At 66.5% G+C, this 23566-nt stretch carries 27 protein-coding genes and 1 tRNA gene; 9 read left to right on the plus strand and 19 right to left on the minus strand.

The genetic code is table 11. From position 1 onward, the window contains the following. The first annotated feature begins 47 nt into the window (after positions 1-47). The 3 genes from BLU04_RS08130 to BLU04_RS08140 all read left to right on the plus strand — a co-directional run bounded on the left by BLU04_RS08130 (position 48) and on the right by BLU04_RS08140 (position 4590). Positions 48-1055: a glycosyltransferase family 9 protein gene (locus BLU04_RS08130; RefSeq protein WP_093284486.1), complete on the plus strand. Its 1008-nt coding sequence runs from the start codon at positions 48-50 to the stop codon at positions 1053-1055. 100 nt (positions 1056-1155) lie between these two features. After that, positions 1156-2622 (plus strand): hypothetical protein, encoded by a 1467-nt coding sequence (locus BLU04_RS08135; protein WP_093284488.1) that lies wholly within the window; start codon positions 1156-1158, stop codon positions 2620-2622. A 15-nt stretch (positions 2623-2637) separates the two neighbouring features. Then, positions 2638-4590, plus strand: coding sequence for a hypothetical protein (locus BLU04_RS08140; protein WP_093284491.1), 1953 nt, complete (start codon positions 2638-2640; stop codon positions 4588-4590). A 6-nt stretch (positions 4591-4596) separates the two neighbouring features. Here the strand turns inward: BLU04_RS08140 and ispD are convergent, their stop codons facing one another. The 7 genes from ispD to BLU04_RS08175 all read right to left on the minus strand — a co-directional run bounded on the left by ispD (position 4597) and on the right by BLU04_RS08175 (position 9882). Next, positions 4597-5835, minus strand: a complete 1239-nt coding sequence (ispD, locus tag BLU04_RS08145; protein ID WP_093284493.1) for a 2-C-methyl-D-erythritol 4-phosphate cytidylyltransferase — start codon at positions 5833-5835, stop codon at positions 4597-4599. Then, a complete protein-coding gene (locus tag BLU04_RS08150; protein WP_093284495.1) occupies positions 5832-6590 on the minus strand; it encodes an MlaD family protein in 759 nt (252 codons plus the stop codon). The genes ispD and BLU04_RS08150 overlap by 4 nt, the downstream gene beginning before the upstream one ends. Positions 6591-6715: 125 nt before the next feature. Then, positions 6716-7456, minus strand: a complete 741-nt coding sequence (locus BLU04_RS08155; RefSeq protein ID WP_093284497.1) for an ATP-binding cassette domain-containing protein — start codon at positions 7454-7456, stop codon at positions 6716-6718. Between the two features lie 7 nt (positions 7457-7463). Next, positions 7464-8249, minus strand: a complete 786-nt coding sequence (locus BLU04_RS08160) for an ABC transporter permease (RefSeq protein WP_231964847.1) — start codon at positions 8247-8249, stop codon at positions 7464-7466. 71 nt (positions 8250-8320) lie between these two features. Next, positions 8321-8965, minus strand: coding sequence for a response regulator (locus BLU04_RS08165; protein ID WP_093284500.1), 645 nt, complete (start codon positions 8963-8965; stop codon positions 8321-8323). Positions 8966-9050: 85 nt separating this feature from the next. Continuing rightward, a complete protein-coding gene (locus tag BLU04_RS08170) occupies positions 9051-9446 on the minus strand; it encodes a dUTPase (RefSeq protein ID WP_093284502.1) in 396 nt (131 codons plus the stop codon). 31 nt (positions 9447-9477) lie between these two features. Continuing rightward, positions 9478-9882, minus strand: a complete 405-nt coding sequence (locus BLU04_RS08175) for a DCC1-like thiol-disulfide oxidoreductase family protein (protein ID WP_093284504.1) — start codon at positions 9880-9882, stop codon at positions 9478-9480. 143 nt (positions 9883-10025) lie between these two features. Here BLU04_RS08175 and BLU04_RS08180 point away from each other — a divergent pair. Continuing rightward, a tRNA-Ser gene (locus tag BLU04_RS08180) sits at positions 10026-10112 on the plus strand. A gap of 240 nt (positions 10113-10352) precedes the next feature. On the opposite strand, the gene BLU04_RS16400 is transcribed toward BLU04_RS08180, so the two are convergent. After that, positions 10353-10703 carry a hypothetical protein gene (locus tag BLU04_RS16400; RefSeq protein ID WP_157895208.1) on the minus strand — a complete coding sequence of 117 codons (351 nt, stop codon included), beginning with the start codon at positions 10701-10703 and terminating at the stop codon, positions 10353-10355. A gap of 152 nt (positions 10704-10855) precedes the next feature. Between BLU04_RS16400 and BLU04_RS08190 the strand changes: the two genes are divergently transcribed. Beyond that, the gene (locus tag BLU04_RS08190; RefSeq protein ID WP_093284509.1) at positions 10856-11062 is read left to right on the plus strand and encodes a DUF2188 domain-containing protein; all 207 of its coding nucleotides are present in this window, start codon (positions 10856-10858) and stop codon (positions 11060-11062) included. Between the two features lie 57 nt (positions 11063-11119). Then, positions 11120-12346 carry a hypothetical protein gene (locus BLU04_RS16405; RefSeq protein WP_157895209.1) on the plus strand — a complete coding sequence of 409 codons (1227 nt, stop codon included), beginning with the start codon at positions 11120-11122 and terminating at the stop codon, positions 12344-12346. A 524-nt stretch (positions 12347-12870) separates the two neighbouring features. Here BLU04_RS16405 and BLU04_RS08200 read toward each other — a convergent pair. Genes BLU04_RS08200 through BLU04_RS08215 form a run of 5 tightly spaced genes read right to left on the minus strand, consistent with a single transcriptional unit; the run spans position 12871 to position 15505 of the window. Next, positions 12871-13746, minus strand: a complete 876-nt coding sequence (locus BLU04_RS08200) for a transglutaminase family protein (protein WP_157895210.1) — start codon at positions 13744-13746, stop codon at positions 12871-12873. Positions 13747-13753: 7 nt separating this feature from the next. Beyond that, positions 13754-14677, minus strand: coding sequence for a transglutaminase family protein (locus BLU04_RS08205; protein ID WP_093284517.1), 924 nt, complete (start codon positions 14675-14677; stop codon positions 13754-13756). Next, on the minus strand, positions 14674-14817 hold the full coding sequence (locus BLU04_RS16410) for a hypothetical protein (RefSeq protein WP_157895211.1): 144 nt from the start codon (positions 14815-14817) through the stop codon (positions 14674-14676). The genes BLU04_RS08205 and BLU04_RS16410 overlap by 4 nt, the downstream gene beginning before the upstream one ends. Next, entirely contained in the window at positions 14814-15293 is a 480-nt protein-coding gene (locus BLU04_RS08210; protein ID WP_093284519.1) for a DUF5069 domain-containing protein, read from the minus strand. Before BLU04_RS08210 ends, BLU04_RS16410 begins: the two co-directional genes overlap by 4 nt. A 56-nt stretch (positions 15294-15349) precedes the next feature. After that, entirely contained in the window at positions 15350-15505 is a 156-nt protein-coding gene (locus BLU04_RS08215) for a DUF3309 family protein (RefSeq protein ID WP_093284522.1), read from the minus strand. Positions 15506-15797: 292 nt separating this feature from the next. On the opposite strand from BLU04_RS08215, the gene BLU04_RS08220 reads away from it, so the two are divergent. Both BLU04_RS08220 and BLU04_RS08225 read left to right on the plus strand, forming a co-directional pair. Continuing rightward, complete coding sequence (locus BLU04_RS08220; RefSeq protein WP_093284525.1) at positions 15798-16796, plus strand: J domain-containing protein; 999 nt, start codon at positions 15798-15800, stop codon at positions 16794-16796. After that, positions 16793-17128 carry a hypothetical protein gene (locus tag BLU04_RS08225; protein ID WP_093284527.1) on the plus strand — a complete coding sequence of 112 codons (336 nt, stop codon included), beginning with the start codon at positions 16793-16795 and terminating at the stop codon, positions 17126-17128. Before BLU04_RS08220 ends, BLU04_RS08225 begins: the two co-directional genes overlap by 4 nt. A 46-nt stretch (positions 17129-17174) precedes the next feature. Here BLU04_RS08225 and BLU04_RS08230 read toward each other — a convergent pair whose 3' ends face one another. The 6 genes from BLU04_RS08230 to BLU04_RS08255 all read right to left on the minus strand — a co-directional run bounded on the left by BLU04_RS08230 (position 17175) and on the right by BLU04_RS08255 (position 22377). Next, a complete protein-coding gene (locus BLU04_RS08230; protein WP_093284530.1) occupies positions 17175-17594 on the minus strand; it encodes a FabA/FabZ family ACP-dehydratase in 420 nt (139 codons plus the stop codon). After that, complete coding sequence (locus tag BLU04_RS08235; protein ID WP_093284532.1) at positions 17591-18502, minus strand: lysophospholipid acyltransferase family protein; 912 nt, start codon at positions 18500-18502, stop codon at positions 17591-17593. Before BLU04_RS08235 ends, BLU04_RS08230 begins: the two co-directional genes overlap by 4 nt. Continuing rightward, complete coding sequence (locus BLU04_RS08240) at positions 18499-19821, minus strand: NAD(P)/FAD-dependent oxidoreductase (protein ID WP_162274661.1); 1323 nt, start codon at positions 19819-19821, stop codon at positions 18499-18501. Before BLU04_RS08240 ends, BLU04_RS08235 begins: the two co-directional genes overlap by 4 nt. Beyond that, a complete protein-coding gene (locus BLU04_RS08245; RefSeq protein ID WP_093284538.1) occupies positions 19818-20084 on the minus strand; it encodes an acyl carrier protein in 267 nt (88 codons plus the stop codon). The genes BLU04_RS08240 and BLU04_RS08245 overlap by 4 nt, the downstream gene beginning before the upstream one ends. 68 nt (positions 20085-20152) lie before the next feature. Next, the gene (locus BLU04_RS08250) at positions 20153-21148 is read right to left on the minus strand and encodes a hypothetical protein (protein ID WP_093284541.1); all 996 of its coding nucleotides are present in this window, start codon (positions 21146-21148) and stop codon (positions 20153-20155) included. A gap of 26 nt (positions 21149-21174) precedes the next feature. Next, positions 21175-22377 (minus strand): beta-ketoacyl-[acyl-carrier-protein] synthase family protein, encoded by a 1203-nt coding sequence (locus tag BLU04_RS08255; RefSeq protein ID WP_162274662.1) that lies wholly within the window; start codon positions 22375-22377, stop codon positions 21175-21177. 160 nt (positions 22378-22537) lie between these two features. Here BLU04_RS08255 and BLU04_RS08260 point away from each other — a divergent pair, with 160 nt between their 5' ends. Further along, the gene (locus BLU04_RS08260) at positions 22538-23554 is read left to right on the plus strand and encodes a radical SAM protein (RefSeq protein WP_093284546.1); all 1017 of its coding nucleotides are present in this window, start codon (positions 22538-22540) and stop codon (positions 23552-23554) included. Positions 23555-23566: the final 12 nt, after the last annotated feature.

Raw genomic sequence — 23566 nt, forward strand, 5'->3', positions numbered from 1 at the left:
AGTCATGGGGACGCCCCGCTTTTTTGCGTGTTGGAATTGGAACTGAGATGAAAATCCTCCTCGTCAAACCCGACCACCTCGGCGACTTCGCCCTGACGCTCCCCGTCCTGTGGGAGCTGGCCGGCCGTTTCGGGAAGGAGAACATCGATGTCCTCGTCTACCCGCCGAACGTCGAGTGGGGCACCCTCCTCCCGTGGCTTCCCCCCCTCCACCCGGTCTTCCATCCGATCTTCGCCCGGGGATCGAGCGGGACCCTCGACGAGTCGTTCGTCGCCGCCGATGCGCTCGCGGCCCGCGGCATCGACCACGGCTTCGAGCTGAGCGCGAACCGGCACGACGGGCTGGGGAAGATGTGGCTCGTCCTCGCCAAGGCGAAGCAGCGGACCGGCCTCTCCGGCCAGTGGGATTTCCTCCTGAGCCACCCGCTCCCCGGACGGCGGACCCATGAGACGCGGCGGATGGCCGAGCTGTTCCCCGCGGAGTGGGGAATCACCGGGGAGAGCGATCCCGCCCTCTTCATGCCCCCCGCCCTGCGGCACCCGGGGAGAGGAAAAGGACAGGGGATCGTCCTCGTCCCCTATTCGGGGAAGCCGATCAAGGAATGGACCGACGCGGCCTGGGCGGTCCTCGTCGCCGAGATCGGGCGGCGCTGGCCGGAGGAGCCGGTCTCCCTCCTCGCCGGGCCGGAGCGGGTCGAGGAGGGCTGGGCGTTGGCCGCCCGCGCCGGGTTGTCGTCCGAGGCGGTCTTCGTCCCGGGGACGATCGGGAGGGCGCTCGAAAAGCTGGCCGCCTCGCGGGCCGTCGTCTCGGTCGACACCGGCGCGGCCCACTTCGCCTCGCTGACGGGAACGCCGCTGGTCGAGATCTTTTCGGGCGCGACCGGGATCGACCGATGGATCGCCCGCACCGCCGAACGGGAAGCGACGGCGCTCTACAACCCCGTGCCCTGCTCCCCGTGCCGCCACGAGGTCTGCCCCGTCCCGGGCCGCCCCTGCATGGAGGCGATCCTTCCGGAGGAAGTGGCGGCATTGCTGGCGCAGGTGCTCGGGGCTTAGGTCGTGTTGACGAACCCCGGCGGGGCCGAGTTCCCTCTGGAGTTCACAGGGGACTTCCGATAGACATGAGCCCCAGCCGATCCCTCGGTCCCTCGGAATTATGCCGCGCCACTCCCTCCTGCTGGTCCTTCTTTCCGCCGCCCTGCTTTTCATCGGCTTCCGCCTCGTCTGCATGCTCTCCGATTTCCCCGTCTTCGCCGGGGACAGCCGGACTTTCCTTCCCGCCGCCGTCGAATTGAAGCGCGACCACCGCTGGGAGAATCCCGCCTTCCGCCCGCCCCACGTCGTCGACGCCTCGCGCCCCGACCTCTACACCTACCACGGCTTCCTTTCCCCGCTGGTCCTCGCCCTGCTCAGCCCGTGGCCCGATTACCACGGCATCCGGTTCGCCCTCGGCATCGTGATGCTCGCCTACGCGCTCTGCCTCGCCTTCCTCCTCCACCGCGCCGGGCACGGGCTGCCGGAAATCGACCCCCGCGCCGGTGCCGTCGGCGTCGCCCTGCTGCTCCTGGCGGTCGGCTACCTGGGCGACCTCGGACGGCCCGAGCTCCTCGCCACCGCCCTCGTCGCGGCGGGACTGCTCGCCGTCTCGCTCGCTCCTTCGGGCGCGGCTTCCGCCGCGATCCTCGGGGCCACCCTCGGAGGCCTCGCCGCCGCCGATCCCATTCCCTCCCTCCTCGCCGCCCTGCTGGCCGTCGGCTGGGTCTTCCTCCAGGCCCCGACCTTCCGCGCCGCCCTGGGGCGGACGGCCCTGTTGGGGGGCCTCGCCGTCCTCGTCCTCGCCTTCCTCCTGCTCTTCTATCCCCATCGCGCCCTGTGGCTCGAGGGGATGCGCCTCCACGCCGAGACCGCCGAGGCCTTCGATAGCGAATCGGGGATCCTCAAGCCGTGGTTCGCCAGCCCGGGGGCGATGGGCTTCGGTTTCTTCGTTCTGGCCGGGTTCGGCGCGTGCCTCCATTTCGTCGGCTCGCGCTGGGGCGGGGCGGCGGGGTGGAAGAAGGCGGGCGTGGCCTTCGTCGGATTGCTGTTCCTCGTCCTCTTTTGGCACTACGCCGTCCGCATCGGCGCGAAATGCTACAACGCCCGTCCGCTCATTCCCCTGTTCGCCTTCGCGCTCGCTTCCCGGTTTTTCCAGACCTCCCGCCCGCGCTGGAACCGCTGGCTCCTTCCCGGCTTGTGCGCCGTCGCATGTCTCGCCTGCGCGGTCGATCTTTCGCGGCAGGCGCTCCTCTTCCGCGCCTACCTCGCCTCGGGCCTCCGCTACGACCGCGCCGCCGCCGAGCTCCAGGCCCTCGCCGACCGTTCCACCGGCATCGAGATCTCTCCCGACCTCTACTCGCTCTTCGTCCGCTACGACCACGTCACGGTCCACGATCTCGCTCCCCTGACCGCCCAGACCTACGTCCTCCAGCAGGTCGTCCGGGGCCTGCGCCGCCCGCCTGAGATCGAGGGCTACACCCTCGTCTACGAGAACTTCTCCCCGGTCCGTCCCCGATTCTGCGGCATCCCCGTCGGAAACACCGCCGGGGGCTATAACTACGCCATTTACGAAAAGAACAGGCCCTAGGACGGGCATGAGACCATGACGCTCCTTCTTTTCCTCGACCGCCATCTCTGGCTCCATTGGGCGCTCGGACTGATCGCGATGGGGGCAGCCTCGGCGCTGGCCCTCCGCCCGTTCTTTTCTTCGAGGAAAGAGGGACAGGTGGAGCCGGTCCTGTTCGTCCTCTTTCTCTTCCTCACCCTCGCCGCATTCCAGTATCCGACCGTCCTTTACCCGAAGCCGATCAACACCGACGAGGCGGTCTTCCTCGCCGAGGCGCTGACCTATCGGGACGTGCCCCACGCGGTGCCGTGGCGGGAGATCGACGGTTACTCCGGCGGGCCGCTGATCCCCTTGCAGCTCCTCTGGACCGCCCCGCTGGGGAAGCCGCTTTTCCCGTTGAATTACGCGACGGCCCGGGTGACGGCGCTTTTCGACGCGGGGATGTTCATTCTCTGCCTGTGGCTGGCGTCGCGCCGTCTCTTCGGGGCGCGGACGGCGGGCGTCGCGGTCCTCCCGTTCCTCGCCCTCTTCGCGCTCAACTCCCGGATCTTCTTCGCCTTTTACTCGAGCGAGCATCTCTTCCTTCCCCTCTTCGGGATGGCGCTGTGGCTCCTGGCGATCCTCTGGCGCGGGGGGGAGAAGGTGGCGGGGATCGCGACGGTCGGGCTCGGGGTGGTGCTCGGCGCGGTCCCGTTCGTGAAGCTCCAGGGGGTCCCCGTCGCCCTCTTCCTGGGCGGGACGGGAGTGGTCTTGGCGTGGAGGGGCGGCGGCTGGAAGCGGGCGCTCTCCCTCGCCGCCGCCTCGTGCGTGCCGTTGCTCCTCTTCCTCATTCCGCTGTGGGCGTGCGGCCGGGTGGGGACGTTCTGGCGGGAGTACGTCGTCTGGGCCTATGCCTATGTCGGGGAACGGCAGGACTGGGCCGGGCGGCTGCGGACGGGCCTCCTCTTCTTTTTCAATCCGAAGCTGCCGCTTCCCCTCCTTTCGGTCTTCGTCGGCGTCCTCTTTTCGTGCGCGCTCGTCCCGACGTGGAAGCGGATGGGGGAGAACCGCTGGGGTTGGCTGGCGTGGCTGGGAGGGTTCCTCGGTTTTTCCTTCCTGGCGGTGGCGATGTCGGGACGGCCTTATTTTCATTACGCGCTCCTCCTTTTCCCCGCCATCGGCCTCGCCTGGGCGGCGGTCTGCCGGGGGGTGGAGAAGGGGGCGCGGCTGTCGGACATCGGGCGGTGGGCGGCATGCGGCTGGATCGCCTGGGGGATCGCGATGGCGTTCTCCCTCGCCCGGACGGGAGGGGATGAAGTGGGGGCGACGAGCGGGTCTTCGACGGCGCTCGGTTGCGGCGTGTTGCTCGCCGTGGCCGGGGCATGGGCCTGGGGCTGGCGGCGCAGGGGGACGTTGGCGTCGATCGGGCTGGGGCTTTATGCCGGGGTGGTGATCGGGCTGCCCCACTTTTCCCATTTCCTGATCTTGGCCGGAATCCTGGCGGCGCTCGTGGCCTTGGGCGGCGGCGGCTTGGAATGGCGGCAGGCGCTCTGCCTCGGCGTGGTGTTGCCGCTCGCCTTTTTCTCCCGCTATCACACGGAGTATCTCGGACGGATGGCCGGGGACCGGGAGCTGCCGCCGCCGCCGTTGGCCCGGCAAGTGCGGGAGCTGGCGCGGAGCGGGGACCGGGTGGCGATCTGGGGCTGGTCGCCCGAAATCGCGGTCGAGGCCGGGCTCCCCCTCGGCACCTGCGAGCCGGCGACCGACATGGCGATCAAGCCGAACCCGATGAGGGAATGGTACCGCGCCCGTTTCCTGGCGGGACTCCGGGAGAACCGGCCCCGGTTCTTCGTCGAGGCGATCGGCGACGATTCCCCGTTCTTCTTCGACCGGGAGAGCGAAGGCATCGGTTCCTTTCCCGAACTGGCCCGCCATGTGGAGGCGCACTACCGCTTCGCGGGGGAGGAGCGCGGCATGCGGCTTTACGTTCTCAGCGAACGCAAGCCCTGACGATGATCAGGCCGCGGGGGGCGGCGGCTGGATCAGCGGGGAGATTGGCGAAGGCGACGCTCCCGGGACCGCCGGATCGATGGGGCTGGCGGGGGGGACGGGATTCACCGGCGAGGCCGGAGCAAGGGGGGAGACGGCGGCGACCGGGGAAATCGGCGAGCCGAGGGGAGAAATCGCCGGAGCGGGGCTGACCGGGGACATGGGAGAAGCCGCCGCCGCGCCGCCGCCGAGGGGAGAAAGCGGGGAGACCGGGGCCACGGAAGAGGCCGGAGGGACAACCGGAGCAGGCGGCTGCGGATCGTCCATCACCTGATTGAAGGCGACCTTCTGGTTGTGGAAATCACGGACTTTCTTCTGGAGGGCGATCGAGATCTCGTGGCACTTCGTCACCGCCTCGTTGATGGCGGTGATGCTGCTCTTCATCGGGGAGTCCTCGGGGCAGTCGCAATCGAGCAGGTAGGCGAAGCCCATGAGGGAGGTGAGCTGGTTGTTGAAGTCGTGGATCAGCTTCCGCATGTCGGAGCCGACCTGGACGTCGTCGGAGAAGGGGAAGAGCTTGCGGATGGCGATCTCCCAATCGGCGCGGCGGGTGATCTTGCCGTTGAAGGCGTCGGTCTTGACGATGACGACGGGCTGCCCCAGCGCCTCGACGGCGGCGGTGTCGTCGGTCACGAGGCCGCCCTGGGCGGCGACATGGGCGTAGGCCTCGACGAGGAGGGTGCGGCGGAAGATCTGCGGCGTCTGGACGGCCCAGACGCGGCTCCGGTCGACGGTGTGCTCGACGGCCGCGATCTCGAGGTCGGCCCCGGTGCTCCCCTCGCCGATGACCTTCAGGGTGTCGTTCGACGGATGGCCGCAGACGGCGGCCCCGTGTTCCCGCGCGGCGGCGAGGACGGCGGAGATGATCCCGGGGGAGACGAAGGGACGGGCCGCGTCCTGGATCAGGACATATTCCAGGGCGGGATCGAGGGCCTTCAGCCCTTCCATGACCGAGTCCTGCCGCTCGGCCCCGCCGACGACGACGGAGATCGGCTTCGCGGCCGAGGCGGGGAGGAGCCCCTGGACGACGGAGACGTTCCCCTCCGAGGTGGCGATGACGATGTGGGCGACGTCGGGGGAGGCGAGGAGGCCGTCGAGGGTGAACTGGAAGACCGTCTTGCCCAGGACAGGGGTGAAGAGCTTGTCGAAGCCGAGGCGGCGGCTCGATCCGGCGGCGGCGAGGACGACTCCCAGCGTGGCGCTCATCGGTTTTTATCCCGTTGCCCGTCGTCGTCCTTCGCGGCGACGTCGGAGTAGAAGAGGATCCCCTTTTTGCGGAGGTTGGTGACGAAGGCCTTGAAGTCGTTGGCGGTCTTCGGGTCCTTCAGCATGACGCCGAGGGTCCCCTTGCCGTTCTGGGCCTCGGCGAGGAGGGCGTCGGTCCGGGTGAGGACGGAGCGGAGCTGCTTGATCGAGGCGCGGAGGTCGGCAGTGGTCTCCGGGGTCATCACCTCGCGGTTGAACTTGTCGGTGATCTGCTGCATCTGGGCCAGGATCGGCTGGGCGGCGGAGGCGAGGTTGGAGAGGTCGGAGGTGGTCTTGCCCTGGACGGTGTCGCCGTCGTTGAGGAAGGGGGCCTTCGAGTCGTAGACCGGCTCGATGGCGACGTTGCGGTCCCCCATCAGGCCGACCTCGGCGATGCGGAAGGTGGCGTCGGAGCGGACCTTCGCCTTGCTGAGGAGGCGGAGCTGCACCTGGACGCCGCTGCCGTCGTCGAGGGCCTGCGGGGCGGAGCTGACGCGGCCGACGGGGGCCCCGGCGAAGTTGACCGAGGCGCCCTTGATGAGGCCGCTGGCGTTGGGGAAGTTGACGGTCACGCCGTAGGTATTCGCCCATTTCTCGCCGACGCGCCCGAAGAAGATCATCAGGGCGGCGATCAGGACGAGGCCGATGAGGACGAAGAGGCCGACCTTGGTCTCAAGGTTGGTGTCGCGGCGGAGGCTGGAGGCGGTGGAGGCCATGGGACGATATCAAGTAGGCAGGGGCGTTTCGCGGAGGTCAATGCGTTTTTCGCTGGCGTGGAGACGTTTCCGAAAGGGGCAGGAGGAGGGATTTTGGAAAACTTTAAGGGGAACGGGGCGGGAGATCAGAGGATATCCCCCTTGGAGATGCCGTGGAGGAAGTCGTGGAGGACGGGATCGGTCGAAGCCTGGAGCTCGGCGGGGGTGACGAGGGCGTAGATCTTCCCCTCGTGGAGCATGGCGATCCGGTCGGCGATCTGGCAGGCGCTCGCCATGTCGTGGGTGACGACGATGGCCGTCATCGAGAGGTCGCGGGAGAGGCGGGAGATGAGCTTGCTGATGCTGTCGGAGAGGATCGGGTCGAGGCCGGCGGTCGGCTCGTCGTAGAACATGATCTTCGGCTTCCCGATGGCGGCGCGGGCGAGGGCGGCCCGCTTCCGCATGCCGCCGCTGAGGTCGGAGGGCATCTTGTCCCCGTGGCCGGCGAGGCCGACGAGTTCCAGCGCCCGGTCGACCCGGCATTGGAGCTCGGCCTGGGTGAGGTGTTCCCGCTCGACGAGGGGGAAGGCGATGTTCTCCCCGACGGTCATCGAGTCGAAGAGGGCGCCGTTCTGGAAGACCATCCCCATCTCGCGGCGGAGGGGGAGGAGCTCCGGCTCGTCGAGCTCGGTGAGGTTCGTCCCGTCGTACCAGACCTCGCCCGCGTCGGGGAGCATGAGGCCGAGGAGGTGCTTCAGGAGGACGCTCTTCCCGCCGCCGCTCCGGCCGATGACGACGAGGATCTCCCCGGTCCGGATCTCGAGGTCGACGCCCTTGAGGATCTCCTGGCCGGAGATGCTTTTGCGGAGTTGTTTGACCTGGATCATCGGCGATTTAGGCGGGGAAGATCGCGTTGAGGAGGAAGCTGAAGAAGAAGTTCGAGACCAGGACGATCAGCGAGGCGTGGACGGCGGCGTTCGTCGTCGCCTGGCCGACGCCCTCGGCGCCGTGGCCCGCGTTGAGGCCCTTGTAGATGCCGACCAGGGCGATGATGAGGCCGAAGAAGCAGGCCTTGATCAGGCCGATGGCAACGTCCTTCGGCTCCATGTACTGCGTCATGTGGGCGATGTAGTAGGCCCCGTCGATGTCCATGATCATGACGGCGACGACCCAGCTGGCCGCGATGCCGACGGCCATCGAGAGGCCGACGAGGATCGGGGTGGAGAGGGTGACGGCGAGGAAGCGGGGGATGAGGAGGTATTCCGTCGGCGGGACGGCGAGGGCGCGGAGGGCGTCGAGCTGCTCCGTGAGGCGCATGGTGGAGAGCTCCGCCGCGATGGAGGAGCCGACGCGGCCCGCCAGCATCAGGGCGCAGAGGACGGGGCCGAGTTCCCGGCACATCGCCACGGCGACGACGGGGCCGGTGGCCGTCGACATCCCCATCTCCCGGAAGCGGAAGAGGATCTGGGCCGTGAAGACCGCCCCGCTGAAGCCGCCCGTGACGAGGATGATCGTCTGCGAGCGGAGGCCGGTGAAATACATCTGCCGGAGGAACTGCCGCCACCGGAGGGGCCGGGTGAAGAGGGTCTTCACGAGGTCGGCCAGGAGGAAGCAGATCTCCCCCGTGGCACGGATCAGCCCGAGGACCATGGCACCGAGATGGAAGACGAAAACGTTCAAGGCGGGGAAAGATTAACGCGCCGACCGGGCCGGGGCAAACAGCTTTAACAGCTTTCTAGGGCAGCATTCTCTCAAAGCTGCCGGATCATCTCGCCGAGGCTCTGGAGCTGGAAGGGCTTCGAGAGGATGTGGGAGAAGCCCTCGGCGATGAGTTCCGCGTGGATCGTGTCGTCGATGTAGCCGCTGCAGGCGACGACCTTCAGGTGCCGTTCCCCGGCGATCCGCAACTGCTGCCAGACGTCCCGGCCGCCGATGCTGCCGGGGATGATGAGGTCGAAGATCGCGATGTCGAAGGGGTCGCCCGTCTCGACGGCCCGCCGCCAGGCCGTCACCGCGTCGTTCCCCCGGCGGGTGACCACCGCGCGGTGGCCCAGCCGCTGCAGCATCGTCGAGAGCATGCTGCAGGTGGAGGGATCGTCGTCGAGGATCAGGATCTTCCTCTCCTTGAACTCGCCGACCGAGGTGCGGGTCGAGACCGAATCGTCCGGGAGGGACTGCGCCCAGTCCTGCTGCATCTCCATCCGCAGGGAGCGGATCTCGGCGATCAGCGTCTGGTTCAGCGTCACCGTCTGCTGGAGCAGTGGGATCGAGCGGGTCCGGGCCGAGGTGACCTCCTCCCGGATCTTCTCCAGCTTCCGCAGGACCAGCCCCACGAGGACCACGGCCCCCGCCCCGAGGAGCGCGCCGAGGATCAGGAGAAAGGAGTGAGTATCCATGACGGCTATTGGTATTACAGGAAAGCCCGGAAAAGCAAAGAGGACACTTTTAAGCCTCTTTTTCAGGCCTCTTTGGGGAAATCGCTCAGATGTGCTTCGAGTCGTTGTGATCCTTCACCGCGTAGCCCGATTCCTGGCGCTTCAGGTTCACCTCGTGCTTCTGCTGGTAGGCGGCGAAGATATCGTCGGCCGTCATCCCCAGCACCTGCGCCATCGAGACGAGGAAGTGGAAGAGGTCGACGATCTCGACCCGGGCATTCTGTTCGTCGAACTTCTGGTACTTCGCCCACCACTTCCACGGGACGCTGTCGATCAGCTCCGCCATCTCCTGGCTCATCGCGCGGGTGTAATTCAGGATCCACTTCGTCTTCTCCTCCTCGCTCATCGCGGTCGTGTCGACGCCGATCCGCTTGTTCAGCGCCTCCTGGAGGCGGAAGATTTCCTGGAGCTTATCGACAGACGGGGCGGGGGAATTGGACATAACGCCCCCCTTCTAAGCGGTACCCTGGTGACTAGTCGAGAAAAAGCGCCCGTTCCTCCGGGGAGGGGAGGCGGCACGTCTCCCGTTTCCCGAACAGGCGGTAACGGTGGCGGGCGATCAGGCGGTAGAAGAAGTTGCGGATCGGCCGGGGAACGAGCCGCCCATAGCGGAGCCACCCCCACCCCCCCGGCAGCCGGGCCAGGACCGCGAAGGTCGCGTCCGACTCGAGGTAAAGGCGCTCCGTCCCGTCGGGCCGGGGCTCCGCCGCCACCACCGTCTCCGTCCCCGCCGTGAGCCCCGGATGGCGGGCCTTCAGGGCCGCGAAGGCCTGCCCCTGCTGCGAGGCGTAACGGAGGCGCCGCCCCGTGTCCCGCCGGATGGCGAAATCGACGAAGGCATTGCAGAGAGAGCAAACGCCGTCGAAATAAACCACCATGGGTTCGGGATGATCGGTCACAGGGAAAACCTAGCGGCAACGCCCCAAAGGAGCAAGCGGAGCGGGGGGAGCCGAAAAAGAGTGAAGGAAAAGACTTCCTCCCCGTCCCTTCTTTGTTCTATCCTTGCCCTCCCGCAAGCCCAGGACAGGTGGCAGAGTGGTCGATTGTACCTGACTCGAAATCAGGCGTCCCTTCACGGGGACCGGGGGTTCGAATCCCTCCCTGTCCGCAGCGGGACTCCGTCCCGCCAGGACAGGGCGTCCCAAAAAGCCGGGGTGTTGGCGATCGCTGATCCAGCGACAGCTTTTGCATCGGAACCGGCGACAAACACCCGGTTTGCTTAAATCGATTCAGCGACAGGCCGCTGAACTTCAGCCGTTTAGACAAATTCGCCGAAGCTCCGTGTCGCTGATTCCATGCGAAAATCGCCGTGCTGTTGCTCTTACAACGTAAAGGCGACAGCAGGAATCTAAAGAAGATAGAAGAGCGCCGGAGTAGATCCTGGCTTGCTCAGACGTTCCTTGGGACGCGATCCGACGATATGCTCAAAGAGGGCATCCGCTTCACCCCATGCCTCAACCTCGTTTTCAACCAGCGAGACCATTCCCTGAATCCACAGAAGATCGATTTCAGGCTCCTGGCTGGCATGTAGAACAGCTTCGGCAGCCAGGGCAAGGTCGGGGGAAGGGAAGGCGAGAACAACCTGCCATCGTTCCCGCCCAGAGGGAGCTTCAGGTCGGTGGGTATCGAGAACGAGAATGCAGTCAGAACGAACAATGGAGCAGATATCCTGCTTTCTGAGCGAGTAGGCTTCCTCCATCCCCTGTACAGCCAGAGAGACAAGGGAGAGAGAATCTGGCCACAGAGGCTGCATACCAGAAGACTACCAACATTTTCTAAAAGTCTACATACCAAATGTTGTGCTTAAGTTGATTTGACTATACCACTGGTTGTGATATTCTGTGGCCTATTATGGCCGATAAACCCTTGTATGTTGAGAGGCGCCCTCAGGGCGACTATGCAGTGAGAAAACCGAACTCGGAACGGGCGAGTGCCGTTGCTCCGACCCAGGCCGCGGCAATCGCGAAAGCGGGCCAGCTTAATCCGGGTGCCGCGATCCACGTCGAGCGGGTGCGCGATACGAAGGCGGGTGGCCGGGACAAGTGGCGCACTCCTTAATCATGGCAGAGTTTCCGTTGAGGAAATTCAACGGGGAACGACCCACTACACAGACGCATGAGTATCAGTACGAGGGCGCTTTTCACGATCCAACATGGGGGCATCCCTAATCTTCGTGATGCTATTCAGACGGAAGTAGATCAGATTGAGGGCAATCGACTACTGAATACCGATGTCGAGGCGTTGGTAAAATACTTTGTCGATCGTTTTTCGGTCGATGTACCCGTGCTGAACGAAGCTGCGGTTCAGGTTCACGAGCCTCAAGAAGTGAGGGTAGATCTCTCAGGAGATCATCGCTTTTCGTTTCGAGGGAATACCCGTGTAATGGGCGACTCCTTCACTATCGAGGTTCCCTTCACAGGAGACTCTAGCGTATTCAATATTCGGCCCAATCCTTTTTCCTTCAATCCTCCACATGGAGCAGTGAAGGACGGCATTATTTTCTTCTACAGAGAAGGAGTCGGTTTGCGACCCGAAGAGGTAAGAAGCGAATACCAAAACTGGATCGCTTCTGTGCGTCAGAATCTCGCGATTTTGGCTGATAACTTCAAAGAATACGCTGCTCAGATTGAAGGCATTGCCCGGGAAATCATCGAGAGACGAAGAAAGAAATTACTCGCGGCCCAGAATGTCGCAGCAAGCCTAGGTCTCCCAATGAAGCCGAGACAAGGAGCCACACCGACTTACACTGTTCCCGCGGTGAAAAAGAAGATCGCTCCCACTCTGCCTCCGTCTTCTAGTGCCGCCTTCAAGCCCGAACCCGCCATCGACGAAAATATCTACCAGCACATTCTCGGGGTCATCGAAAGCATGGTGCATGTGATGGAACGGAGTCCGCGTGATTTTCAAAATATCGGGGAGGAGACGTTGAGAAGTCACTTTCTGGTTGCTCTCAATAGCCATTATGAGGGGCGTGCTTCTGGTGAAACATTCAACGGCGCGGGAAAGACCGACATTTTGATCAGGGAGAACGACAGAAATGTCTTCATTGCGGAGTGCAAGTTCTGGGGTGGCCCACAGCAGTTGACCGAGACCATCGACCAGCTTCTCGGCTATTTGGTTTGGCGGGATTCAAAGGCGGCAATCCTTCTCTTTAACCGGAACAAAGACTTTAGCAAGGTGCTGGCGAGTATTGAGGGAGTGGTCGAGGCACACCCCAATTTTGTGAAGAATGAAGGGAAACAAGGGAGCACACGGTTTCGCTATCGGCTCCGGCACAAGGACGACCCGTCGAAGACGTTGCATGTCACCATCCTCGCCTTCGATATTCCGCGGACGGAGTAAGTTAAGGGCGATCTAAGTCTCGTAGCTGAATCTGAGAATAGGGAAGTCCCGCGGATTTCTGGGAGACTGCAAAAGCTAGAAGTTTCTTTTGGCTTCGATCCCAATCGGTCAGGTCAGAGTCGGGAACTTGAGAGAGAAGAGAGTCAATGGTCTCGATAGGATAGAAGCCATCAATAGATTCGCCGAAAAGCAACGGCTCCTCGCGACCGTCTGCCCATCTTACTCTACCAGCAAAGCATCGAATAAAGGTGAGTGCATTCTCGGGAGTAACGAGAAATTTTGAGACCCATTCTTGAACCTCTTCCTTTGTCCCCCAATCCACCCATCGAAGAAGATATTCTCCCCTTTACGAAGAGTTGCGCTAACGCGCAGGCAGTCCCTCCCTGTCTATTCTAGAGCGATCCTCCGCTTCCTTATCGCAACGAATAAGTTTCCTCTCGCAAGACTAGGCGATTGCAGATTAATCAGCCGCCGCGATCTTTCGCGGTCCCTCTTCCTGTCGCTGGCGGACGATGACCGCACCTTCAAAAAGAGAGCGGGGAGGGGGAGGCGATTTCGGTGACGTAGAGGTCGACGGTCGATCTCACGAAATCGCGCTGGGTTCCGAAGTAGGTGCCGGAGATGGGCGGGACGTGCTCGGGATGCCGGGAGACGGCGACGGGGACGTATTGGGCCGAGGCGAGGAGGCCCCAGCTGGGGTCGAAGCCGATCCATCCCGCGCCGGGAAGGTAGACCTCGGCCCATCCGTGCATCGACATCCGGCCCTCGATTTCGGCGGAGTGCATGTAGCCGCTGACGAACCGGGCGGCCAGGCCGAGGAAGCGGCAGGTCTCGACGAAGAGGGTGGCGAAATCGCGGCACGATCCGCTGTTGTTTTCGATGGTCTCCGCCGGGGATTGGACTCCTTTCTCCATCCGCCGCCGGTAGGTGAAGGTGGTGAAGATGGCCGTGTTGATCCGCTGGAGGAGGGGGAGGGTCTCCGTTCTTTTTCCGGGGTGCCAGAAGGGATGAAGCCATCGTCCGATCCGATTCCCGTCCCGCGCGTAGAGGTTGAGGGAGAGCGGGAGGAGTTCCGCGAGGAGTTCGGGCTCGTAGGAGAAGGGGTATTCGACGGCCTCGGGCGGGATGACGAAGTCGAAGGGATTCCGGTCGGCGGAATCGACGGTGCATTCGCTGTCGACCACCAGCTCGGTCGAGGATTGGGTGAAGTCGACGAGGCCGACGTTGTTCTCCTGGGGGTCGCGCATCCATCGGAAGCGGTGGGAGGGGGAGAGGCGGATGGAGCTCTTCACGATGCGGAGGCCGTGGCTTTCCCGGGGCCGCACCAGGAGCCTGTGGGGGCCGAAGGCGACCGGGGAGGCGTACTGGTAGGTCGTCCGATGATGGATGTGCAGTTGCATGGGGGCTCTAGCGGAAACGGATCCGGGGGGTGCCGTCGAGCCGCTTGGAGAGATCGATCGGGTCGCCGAGGGAAACGGTCCCCGGCTTGACCTGGTAGGCCCAGACCTCGAAGAAGGTGAGCTGGGCTTCCCCGTAGGTGGTCGCGAAGGAGCCGTCGACGGCGTCGAGGCCGTGGGAGATCTTGATCCGCCCGATGCGGGGGATGTTGAAGCGGGCGTCGAAGGGCCGCCATTGGTGTTCGAGGTAGACCTCGAAATAGGCGTGGAAATCCATGGCTCCTCCGGCATCGCGAAAGCCGATGTCGGGCATGTGTCCCGAGACGTAGCGGGCGGGCAGGTTCACGGCCCGGCAGAGGGCGATGGCCACGTGGGCGAAATCCCGGCACACGCCGTAGCCGCGGGCCATCACCTCGGAGGCCGAAAGATCGGGGCGGCCGGAGCAGGTGACGTAGCGGATGTTCCGGTGGGTCCAGTTGCAGATGGCGATGACCCGGTCGATCCCGTTGATGAGGTGGCCGAACTGGGTGGCGGCGAAGCGGAGCATCTTGTCGGAGTCGCAGTAGCGGCTCGGCAGGGTGTAGCGCAGGATGTCGAGCGAGAGCTCCGCGACGGGAACCGAATGGGTCTTCGGCTCGAAATTATCGGGCCGGGAGGAGATCTCGACCAGGGCGTCATGGACGATGGTGGTCCGGCCTGGCGGCAGCGTCCAGCGATGGGTGATGTTCCCGTTCGCATCGCGGGCGGCGTCCGATTTTCGGACGGAGGGGATCGACAGCTTTTCCCGAAGGATGCGGTGGGGGCGCTCGAGGCGGGGGCGGATGAGGAGGAGGATGGGCGTCGGCAGCGGCGCTTCGTAAACGAGGCGGCATCCGACGCGCACCGTCATGTCGGGCGGCGCGGCGTCGGAGGCCTTGGGGCGGCGGGTGCTCAAGCGGAGACGGTCGATTGTGCCCGGGAGACGGTCTTCTGCCGGGCGTTCCTGTTTTCTTCGGAGGCCTTCTGGAGCGCCAGGAAGCGTGCCTCGCGGGAGGCTTCCTGCGGGGAGGGCGGGGCGGCGGTGTCGCTGTTCACGGATTGAAGATCAGGCGGGTGTGTTCGGCCTTGGGGCGGAAGGTGGCGATGTCATCGGCCTCGAGCCAGTCGAAGAGGGTGCTCGTCTCGGGGTTGATCCCGACCTTGCCGCAGTTCGCGATGAAGTCGGCCCGCCGCTCGGGGTTCTCGATCGGGCGGGCGTTTTCCATCGAATCGGACCAGGCCGCGGTTTCCAGGGGCGTCTTGGAGATCCCGTTGGTGGTCAGCCAGAGGCCGATCTCCTCGTCGTTCCGCGGGGCGTGGACGGCGGCCTTGAACTGGTCGCCGGTGATCCCCTTGAAGGCGAAGAGCATCTTGTCGAGGGGGCAGTCGTAATGGTATTCGCCCGGGGTTCCGGCGAGGGCGGAGCGGCACTTGTCGGCGGAGCGGAGGGCGAGGGCGAATCCGGCGATGCGGACGCGCGGGCTGCGGGGGGCGGTTTTGGAAAGATCGAGGGGGGCGGGAGGCGTGGTCATGGGATGGGTTTGAAGGGCGGGAGGCGGGGTTGGACGAAGGTCTGAAGATTCGATGGTCAGATTTTTCCGAGGAGGAACAGGAGGAGCAGGATCACGACGATCAGGCCGAGTCCGCCGCTCGGGTAGTAGCCCCAGCTGCGGCTGTGCGGCCAGGTCGGCAGGGCGCCGAGCAGCATGAGGATGAGAACGACGAGCAGAACGGTGCCTAACATAATGATGATCCTTTCAAAGGGGCGGGCGCCGTCCGCCGATGGGGCGCGAATCGAGCCGGTTGGGCCATCGGGCCGACGACTCTGAAATTCATGGAGGAAGAGTAAGGGGCCGGACGGGAAGCGGCTATGGGGTCTTACCCTACTGGCGTCGGGCGTGGGGTGAAGACCCCATGGTTTCCCCGGAAGGGGTTCCCATACTGCTTCCGTAGAAGGATCGGAGGACACCCTCGATCCGAAATGGCCCGGCCCATCGGGGTCGAGGGTCGAACGGCGCTCGGGAGGAAGTAATCGCATGGCCATCCAATTCCAAAACTACTACGAGAAGCTGGAGGTGCCACGCTCGGCTTCGGCGGAGGAAATCAAGAAGGCGTTCCGCAAGCTGGCCCGCATTCACCACCCCGATGTCGCCAAGAACAAGGCCGCGGGCGAGGCCAGGTTCAAGGAAATCAACGAGGCATATGAAGTCCTGGGCGATCCCGAGAAGCGGCGTCGTTACGATGAGTTGGGCGAGAATGGGCAGGCGGAGGCGGGACCGGAGCCCTCGTCCCGTGGGGGAGCGCGCGGTTCGGCCGCGGCGTCGGATTTCGAATTCGGCGGGACGGGATTCAGCGATTTCTTCGAGTCGATGTTCGGCGGCGGGCGCGACGGCTACGGCACCCCCCGGCACTCGACGGCGTACGGCCCTGGCGGAGGGGCCGGGATGGCTGCTCGGGGCCACGACGTCGAGGCCGATCTCCTGGTCACGCTCGAGGAAGTCTTGCGAGGATCGGTGCGCCAGGTGACGCTGCGCCGACCGGGAAGCCCGGGCGTGGCCGATCGGGTCGACAGCTATCAGGTGCGGATCCCTTCCGGGGTGCGCGAAGGCCAGCGAATCCGCCTGGCCGGGCAAGGGGGAGGCGGCAGTGGCGCGGGTCCTGCGGGCGATCTTTTTCTCCGGGTCCGCCTGGCGCGGCATCCCGATTTTCGGATGAACGGAGCAGGGGAGGAGGGCGGGGCCGATCTCCAATGCGATCTCGACCTCGCGCCGTGGGATGCGGTTCTAGGCGTGCAGGCGACGATTCCGACGCTCGATGGCGCGACCTCGCTCCGCGTCCCCCCGGGGACCGCCCCGGGAAGTCGGTTACGGCTGCGGGGAATCGGGCTGCCCAAGGAGGGAGGCCTTCGTGGCGACCTCTATGCGGTCGCGCGGATCCGCATGCCGGAGACGGTTTCGCCCGAGGAACGGATTCTCTGGGAGCAATTACGGACGAAGGCGGAAATCCCCCGCACCCAACCCGAAGGAAAAATATGAATCAGCCGACATCCCGCGAAAGCCATTCCCTCGCCCTGGTCTGGGTGGGGGAGGCGCAGCCCGCCTCCTACTCGCTCGAAACCGCCGCCCGCCTCGGGGGCGTGCATCCCGAGATGTTGCGGCACTATTGTCGGCTCGGCCTCTTCGGCGACCGCTGGAAGGGAACCGGGGCGGAGCCGGTCTTCGACGATGACGCGCTCTACGAGTTGCGCCGCTTCGAGCATTACCGCCTCCATCACGGCGTGAGTCGGAGGACCTTGCGGATGATCTGCGGCTTGTGGCGGGAGTTGGATCGCCTGCAAGGCGAGCTCCGCCTCCTGCGCAGGCAATAGGTCCTGCCTCCCCTGGGGGTCGCCAACTTCCGCTTCTTCTTATTCTTTAGCGGGCGAGGATGATCTTCCCCGAGGCGACGACGGCATCGCCTTCCGCGATCTCGACGGCGAACTGGGCGAGGGGGCCGAAGTCCCGTTCGAGGCGGGCGTGGACGAGGATCGTCTGGCCGGGGAGGACGGGGCGCTGGATCTTGAAGCTGACGACCTGGGCGAGGCTGAAGCGGGCCTGGCTCTCCAGGGCGAGGAGGTCGCCCCACAGGATGCCCGCCGCCTGGGCTCCGCTCTCGATGAGGAGGACGCCGGGCATGAGGGGGGCGCCGGGGAAGTGGTCGGCGAAGAAGGGGAGCTGCGGGTCGAGCCATTTCTTCGCCCGGATGCGGCGCGTCTCCCCGTCGTTCTCGATCTGCTCGACGGCGTCGATGAAGGAGAAGTCGGGGCCGTGGGGGGTGAGGGGGGGGAGGTTCATGGGGTGGCTTCGTCGGTCGGCGCGGCGGGGGAAACGGCTTCGAGGGAGGCGAATTGGAACCACTGCTCGGGATGCCGCGAGAGGGTGGGGAGGAGGGCGTCGGCGAGGACCTGGGTGTAGTGGCGGAGGGTCTCGGCGGAGGAGCCCCGCCGCTCGACGATGATGGGGGGATGAGCTTCGAGGCGGTAGCGGCCGTTCGGCTTCGCGACGACGGTGACGGGGATGACGGGGCACTTCGCGAGCAGGGCGAGGAGGAGGATGCCGCTGGAGCAGGGGAGGGCCCCGCCCGGGAGCTGCGCGGCGAAGCTCTGCGTGGGGTGGGGGCGGTCGAAGAGGGCGGCGACGAATTGCCCGGCCTCGATCTGTTTCTTGATCTCGATGAACTGGAAGGGGTCGGCGCTGACGACGAGGGTTTCCACGCCCCAGCGGCGGCGGTAGGCGGCGCGCCAGGCGGTGAACTCGGGCGAGGGCTCGGGCAGGGTGAGGGCGGTCATGGGGTAGCCGAGGTCCCGCATGATGAGGCCGCCGAGCTCGAAGAAGCTGAAGTGGGGGGTGAGGAGGAGGGCGCCCCGGCCGCTGGCATGGACGGCCCGGAGGTGCTCGATCCCGAGGCGCTCCTCGACCAGCCCGATGGCCTGCGGCAGGGGATGGGCCCCGGCATAGAAGTAATCGACCATGACGCGGGCGAATTCCATGTAGGTCCGCGTCGGGTTGGGCCGGGGGGTGGCGCCGAGGAGGTCGAGGTTCCGCTGGAGGAGGGCGGCCTTCTTCGGGTGGCTCCAGGCGAAGAGGAGGCCCCAGAGGGCGGCGAGGGGCCGGAGGAGGCGGCGGGGGAAGAGGCGGGAGACCGTGTTCGCCAGCCGGAACCAGCCGGTGTTGTAGGTGAACTCCATCCGGTGGGAGCTCATGCGCCCTCTTTTTCCGCGGCGCGGCCGTCGAGTAGGGTGAGGCGCGGGGCGATGGCCCGGTGCCGCTGGAGGCGGCAGAGGGCGTAGAAGGCCCGGACGCGCCAGCGGATCGGCCACGAGAGGTTCGTGTCCCCGGCGACGAGGTGGAGGACGGCGCGGAGGAGCCCGGCGGGGGCGCGGGGGGCCATGAAGACCTCGAAGGAGGAGCGGTCGTAGAACATGCGGATCATGTTCAGGAAGGTGGTGGTCATCTTCTTCACCTCGCGGGTGTAGCGGCGCTGCTCGCCGCCGGTGAGCCCGCGCGGGACGGCATCGGCATCGGCTTTCAGGATCGCCTTGGCGGCGAGCTGGCTGGAGCGGAGGGCGACCATGACGCCGGAGGAGAAGATCGGGTCGATGAATCCCGCCGCGTCGCCCGCCAGGAGCCAGCGGGGCCCGGCGGCGCGGTCGAAGCGGAAGGTGTATTCCCCCTCGGTATGGAAGTCGCGGAGCCGCGCGGCGTCCTTCAGCCGGAAGCGGAGTTCGGTGTGGGCGGAGACGGCGTGATGGAAGCTCTCCTCGGGCGTCCGGCCCGCGGCCTTGAAGGCGTCGAGGTATTGGACGAGGCCGACCGAGGTTTTCTCCGCGTCGAGGGGAATGAACCAGCACCAGGCGTCCTCGAGGCGGACGATGGTGATGTGGCCCGCGGCCTCGCCCTCGTTGCGGTAGACGCCCTTGAAGTGGGAGAAGACGGCGATCTTCTTCCGCATGCCGAGGTCGTCCTTCGGGAGCTTCAGCGCGTTGCCGAGGAGGGCGGTCCGTCCGCTGGCGTCGAGGAGCCAGGAGGCGGTGACGGTGGCGGAGGCTCCCTCCCGCTCGTAGGTGACGGTGGCCCCGGACTCGGTCGTGGCGAGGGAGGTGACCTTCGACTGCTGGAGGACGACGGCTCCCTTTTCCTCGGCGTTTTGGAGGAGGAGGTGGTCGAACTTCGCCCGTTCCACCTGGAAGGTCTGGCCGTATTCGGGGGCGAGGTTCCGGCGGAAGAGGAAACGCTGGATGCCCGCCGCGTTGCCGAGGGTGAACTCGGCCCCGTACTTTGGCATGAAGCCCCCGGCATGGAGTTTTTCCCAGAGGCCGAGTTCCTTCAGGACGTCGTTCCCGTAGGGGAGGAGCGATTCGCCGATGTGGAACCGGGGGAAGGCTTCCCGCTCCAGGACGAGGACTTTCTTCCCCGCCGCTGCGAGGAGGGCCGCGGCGGTGCTCCCGGCGGGGCCGCCGCCGATGACGACGAGGTCCCAGTGGGCGGGGGCTGGCGAGGGGGCGGCGGAAGCGGAACTCACGAGGAGAGGGCCTGTTGCCGCTCGACCCAATGCCGGATGGTGCCCGGCGTCTGGAGGATCTGCTTCGCGAGGGCGGGGTCCTTGATCGGCGTCTGGAAGGCGGCCTCGATGGCGACGGTCAGCTGGAGGGCGTCGAGGGAGTCGAGCCCCAGGCCGTCGGGCCCGAGGAGGGGGGTGTCCTCCTCGATGGTGGAGGGGTCGACTTTCAACATGCAGTTTTCGACGAGCATGGTGCGGATCTGTTCAAGGCTGACGGGTTGCATGGGCGGAATGGGAACAGTCTAGCAAGCATCCCGGAGGAAGCAAATCAAGCTGAGGTCAGGTGGACGAACTAGAGGAAGGAAACAGCGCTGACGGCGGTATTCGTTCCCGGGACGAGGAGGTGGAAGGGGCCGTGCCCGGGTTCTCCGCGTTCCTTCAGGGCCTGAAGGAAACTCCAGGCTGTCGAGGCGGTGAAGGCGAGGCCGGGAGCGGGGGGGAGGAGGACCGCCCCGGTTCCCTCCGGGCCGTTCCGAGGGGTGAGGGCCGCCGTGGAACGGAGGGGGAGGGCGGGATCGAGGGAGGCCAGCAGGGTCTGCCACGCCGCCTGCCGCTCGGGCTTCGTGCGGAAGGCGGGGGAGATCGGGTGGGGATGGATCGCCGGGGCCTCCTTGGAAGAGGGGCGGCGCACCAGGATCGCTCCGGCCCCCTCGGTCGCCACCACGCCGCGGCGGACCCAGCCGGTGCAATGGAACCCCTCCAGCGCGAGGGCGTCGAGTTCCTCCCCGCCGATCACGAGGACGGCGTCGGCGGTCTCCCGCGCGAGCCACACCTGGGCGACGCGGAGGGCGTCGACCCACGCCGTCTCGTCGCCGACGAGGGTCGAGCAGGCCCCGCAGAGGCGGTGGACGGCGGCGACGTGGCTGACGGGGGAGTTGTAGACCGTTTCGGGGAAGAGGGCCGGGCTGGCGAGGCGGCGGCCTTGGCGCAGGGTGTCGGCGAAGAACTTCCGGCTGTAGACGACGCTGCCGGTGCTCACCGCGCAGACGAGGCCGATCCGCTCCCGGGGGAGGTCGGTCCCGGCGAGGGCTTGGGCCGCCGCCTCGACGAGGAAGTAGGAGAGGGGGCTGGCGCGGCGGAGGCGGGGCTCCTTCTGCCAGCGGAGGAGGGCCTCCTCCTTCATGTTGACGCGGCGGACGGGGATCGTCGGCTCGGTCCGGGAGAGGAGCGGCTCGAGGGTGGGGGCCGGGGGCGGGGCGTCGAGAAAGGCGACGCCGCATCCGGCGGGGCCGACGGCGCCGGTGCCGATGACTTCGAGGAGGTGGTCGGGGGACGTGTTCGCGCTCATCTCGTCTTGCTTTGCTTTTTTGCCGATCAGGGGCCGAGGACCAGGGCGGCGTTGGAGCCGCCGAAGCCGAGGTTGACGCTCATCACCGGTCCCGGCTTCAGCGGGGCGGAGGCGTGGGTGAGGGCGAGGGAGGCCGCCATTTCGGGGAGGGGGGTCTCGTTGAAAAGCTGGGGCGGGGGCGTCCCGTCCCGGGCGGTGAGCAGGGCGAGGCACGCCTCGATCGAGCCCGCCGCGCCGAGGGTGTGGCCGATGGCGGCCTTGGTCGAGCTGACGGCGATCCGGGCCAACGCGGGGCCGAAGACCTCGGCGTAGGCGGCGGCCTCGGAGCCGTCGTTCATCGGCGTCCCGGTGCCGTGGGCGTTGACGTAGCTGATCGCTTCGGGCGGGAGCGAGGCCCCTTTGAGGGCGGACCGCATCGCCGCGATCAGCGCCGTCCCGGCGGGGGCGGGCTGGGTCAGGTGATGGAGGTCGAGCGCCTGACCGTAACCGAGAATCGAGCCGATCCGGGCCGCCCCCCGGGCCAGCGCGTGGGCCTCGCTCTCCAGGACGAGGAAGGCCGCCCCCTCGCCGAGCATGAGGCCGTCCCGGTTCAGGTCGAAGGGGCGGCAGCGGGTGCCGCTGAGGGACTGGAGGCAATCGAAGCCGACGAAGATGAGCTCCGCCAGCGCCTCGTAGCCGCCGACGAGGACGCACTCGGCCATGCCGCACTGGATCAGGTCGAAGCCGTGGCCGATGGCGTTCGCCCCGCTCGCGCAGGCGTTGGCCATGAGGGTCGAGGGGCCGCCGAGGCCGAAGGCCTGCCGGAGGTCGAGGACCTGCTGCTGGGGCTGGTAGCGGGCGAGTTGGGCGAGCTTCCGGGTCCGGCTCCCGGCGAGCGCCCGGCGGAGGAAGTGTTCCCCCCACTCCATCGCCCCGCCGGTGGTGCTCAGGGAGAGGGGTATGGCGGCGGCGACCGGCGCGGGAAGGGCGGCGTGGCGGAGCGCCTCTCCCGCCGCGAGGAGGGCGAGGCGGGAGGCGCGGCTGAGGCGCTGCTCCTTTTTGCTGCCCGGCGCAGGCGGGGGGAGTGAGAGCGGGACCTGGGCGGCCTCCCGGCAACGGCACCCCTCGGTCTCGAAGAGGTCGACGGGCCCCCGCGCGGAGGCCCCGGAAAGGATCGCCCGCCAGGTGGTTTCCGTGTCGGGACCGAGCGGGCTCACCATCCCCATGCCCGTGACGACCACCTTTTTCATTCTGGGTCCGAAGGTAGATGCCGAAAGGCCGAAAAAGAAAGGCTCGATTTCTCGAATTTGCGACCCATGTTTCGGGGAGGAACGCCGGTCCGGTAAATATCGGCTGGCGGCCCGGCGGTTCCTGCGGGAACTTAGGCCACGCTTTTGAGACAAGACTACCATGGATGAGACGCCCGAAATGCTGCGGAGGATCGACGCCCGGGGCGAGGCCCAGGCCGCGTGGCATGCCCGCGGCGCGGCCCTCCGGGACGAGGTCTTCGGCCGGGAGGTCTTCGTCCGCGCCGTCGTCGAGATCTCCAATTATTGCCGCCAGAACTGCTCCTACTGCGGCATGCGCCGGGACAACCGGGAACTCTCCCGCTACCGGATGGAGCGGGAAACCCTGCGCGAGGTGATCTTCGACGGCCTCCCCGCGAGCGTCACCGACATCAATTTCCAGACCGGCGAGGATCCCGTCGCCGTCCGCGAGATCCTGATCCCGCTGATCGACGAGGTCCGCCGGACGACGACCCTCGGGATCAGCGTCTGCCTCGGCATCCTCGAGGAGAAGCTCTACCGCGAGCTCTACGACGCGGGCGCCCGCTTCTACATCATCAAGCTGGAGACCGGGAACGAGGCCCATTACCGCGAGGTCCAGGCCCCCGGGACCTTCCAATCGCGCCTCGACGCGATCGAGCGGCTCGCGGCCGGGGGCTGGCGGGTCTCCTCCGGCTTCATCCACGGCCTCCCAGGCCAGACGCGGGAACGGCTCGGCGAGACCCTGCGGCGGCTCGCCGACCTCCCCCTCGTCGGGAACAGCGTCAGCCCCTTCATCCCCGGGGCCGAGACGCCGACGGGCGGCCATCCCGCCGCCGACCTGGAGGAGACGCTGAACCTCGTCACCGCGATGCGCCTCATGAGCCCCCGGCGGATCATCCCGGCGGTCAGCGCCATGGGCATCCTCGAGGCGCGGGGATACGAGCGGGCCCTCCGCGCCGGGGCCAACCTGGCGACGATCAACCTCACCCCCGACGCCTCGCGCGACCGCTACCGGCTCTACACGAAAGACCGCGTCATCATGAGCGAGCAGCGGGTCCTCTCCGCCATCGCCGCCGCCGGGCTCGAGCCGAGCCGGAAGGGCATCCTAAGCGTCGCCATCGCCGCCGCAGCCGAAGCCCCGGCGGCGGTCGCCCCCTAGGCGGGCGGCGCA

It is taken from the genome of Verrucomicrobium sp. GAS474, assembly GCF_900105685.1.
Lineage (GTDB): Bacteria > Verrucomicrobiota > Verrucomicrobiia > Methylacidiphilales > GAS474 > GAS474.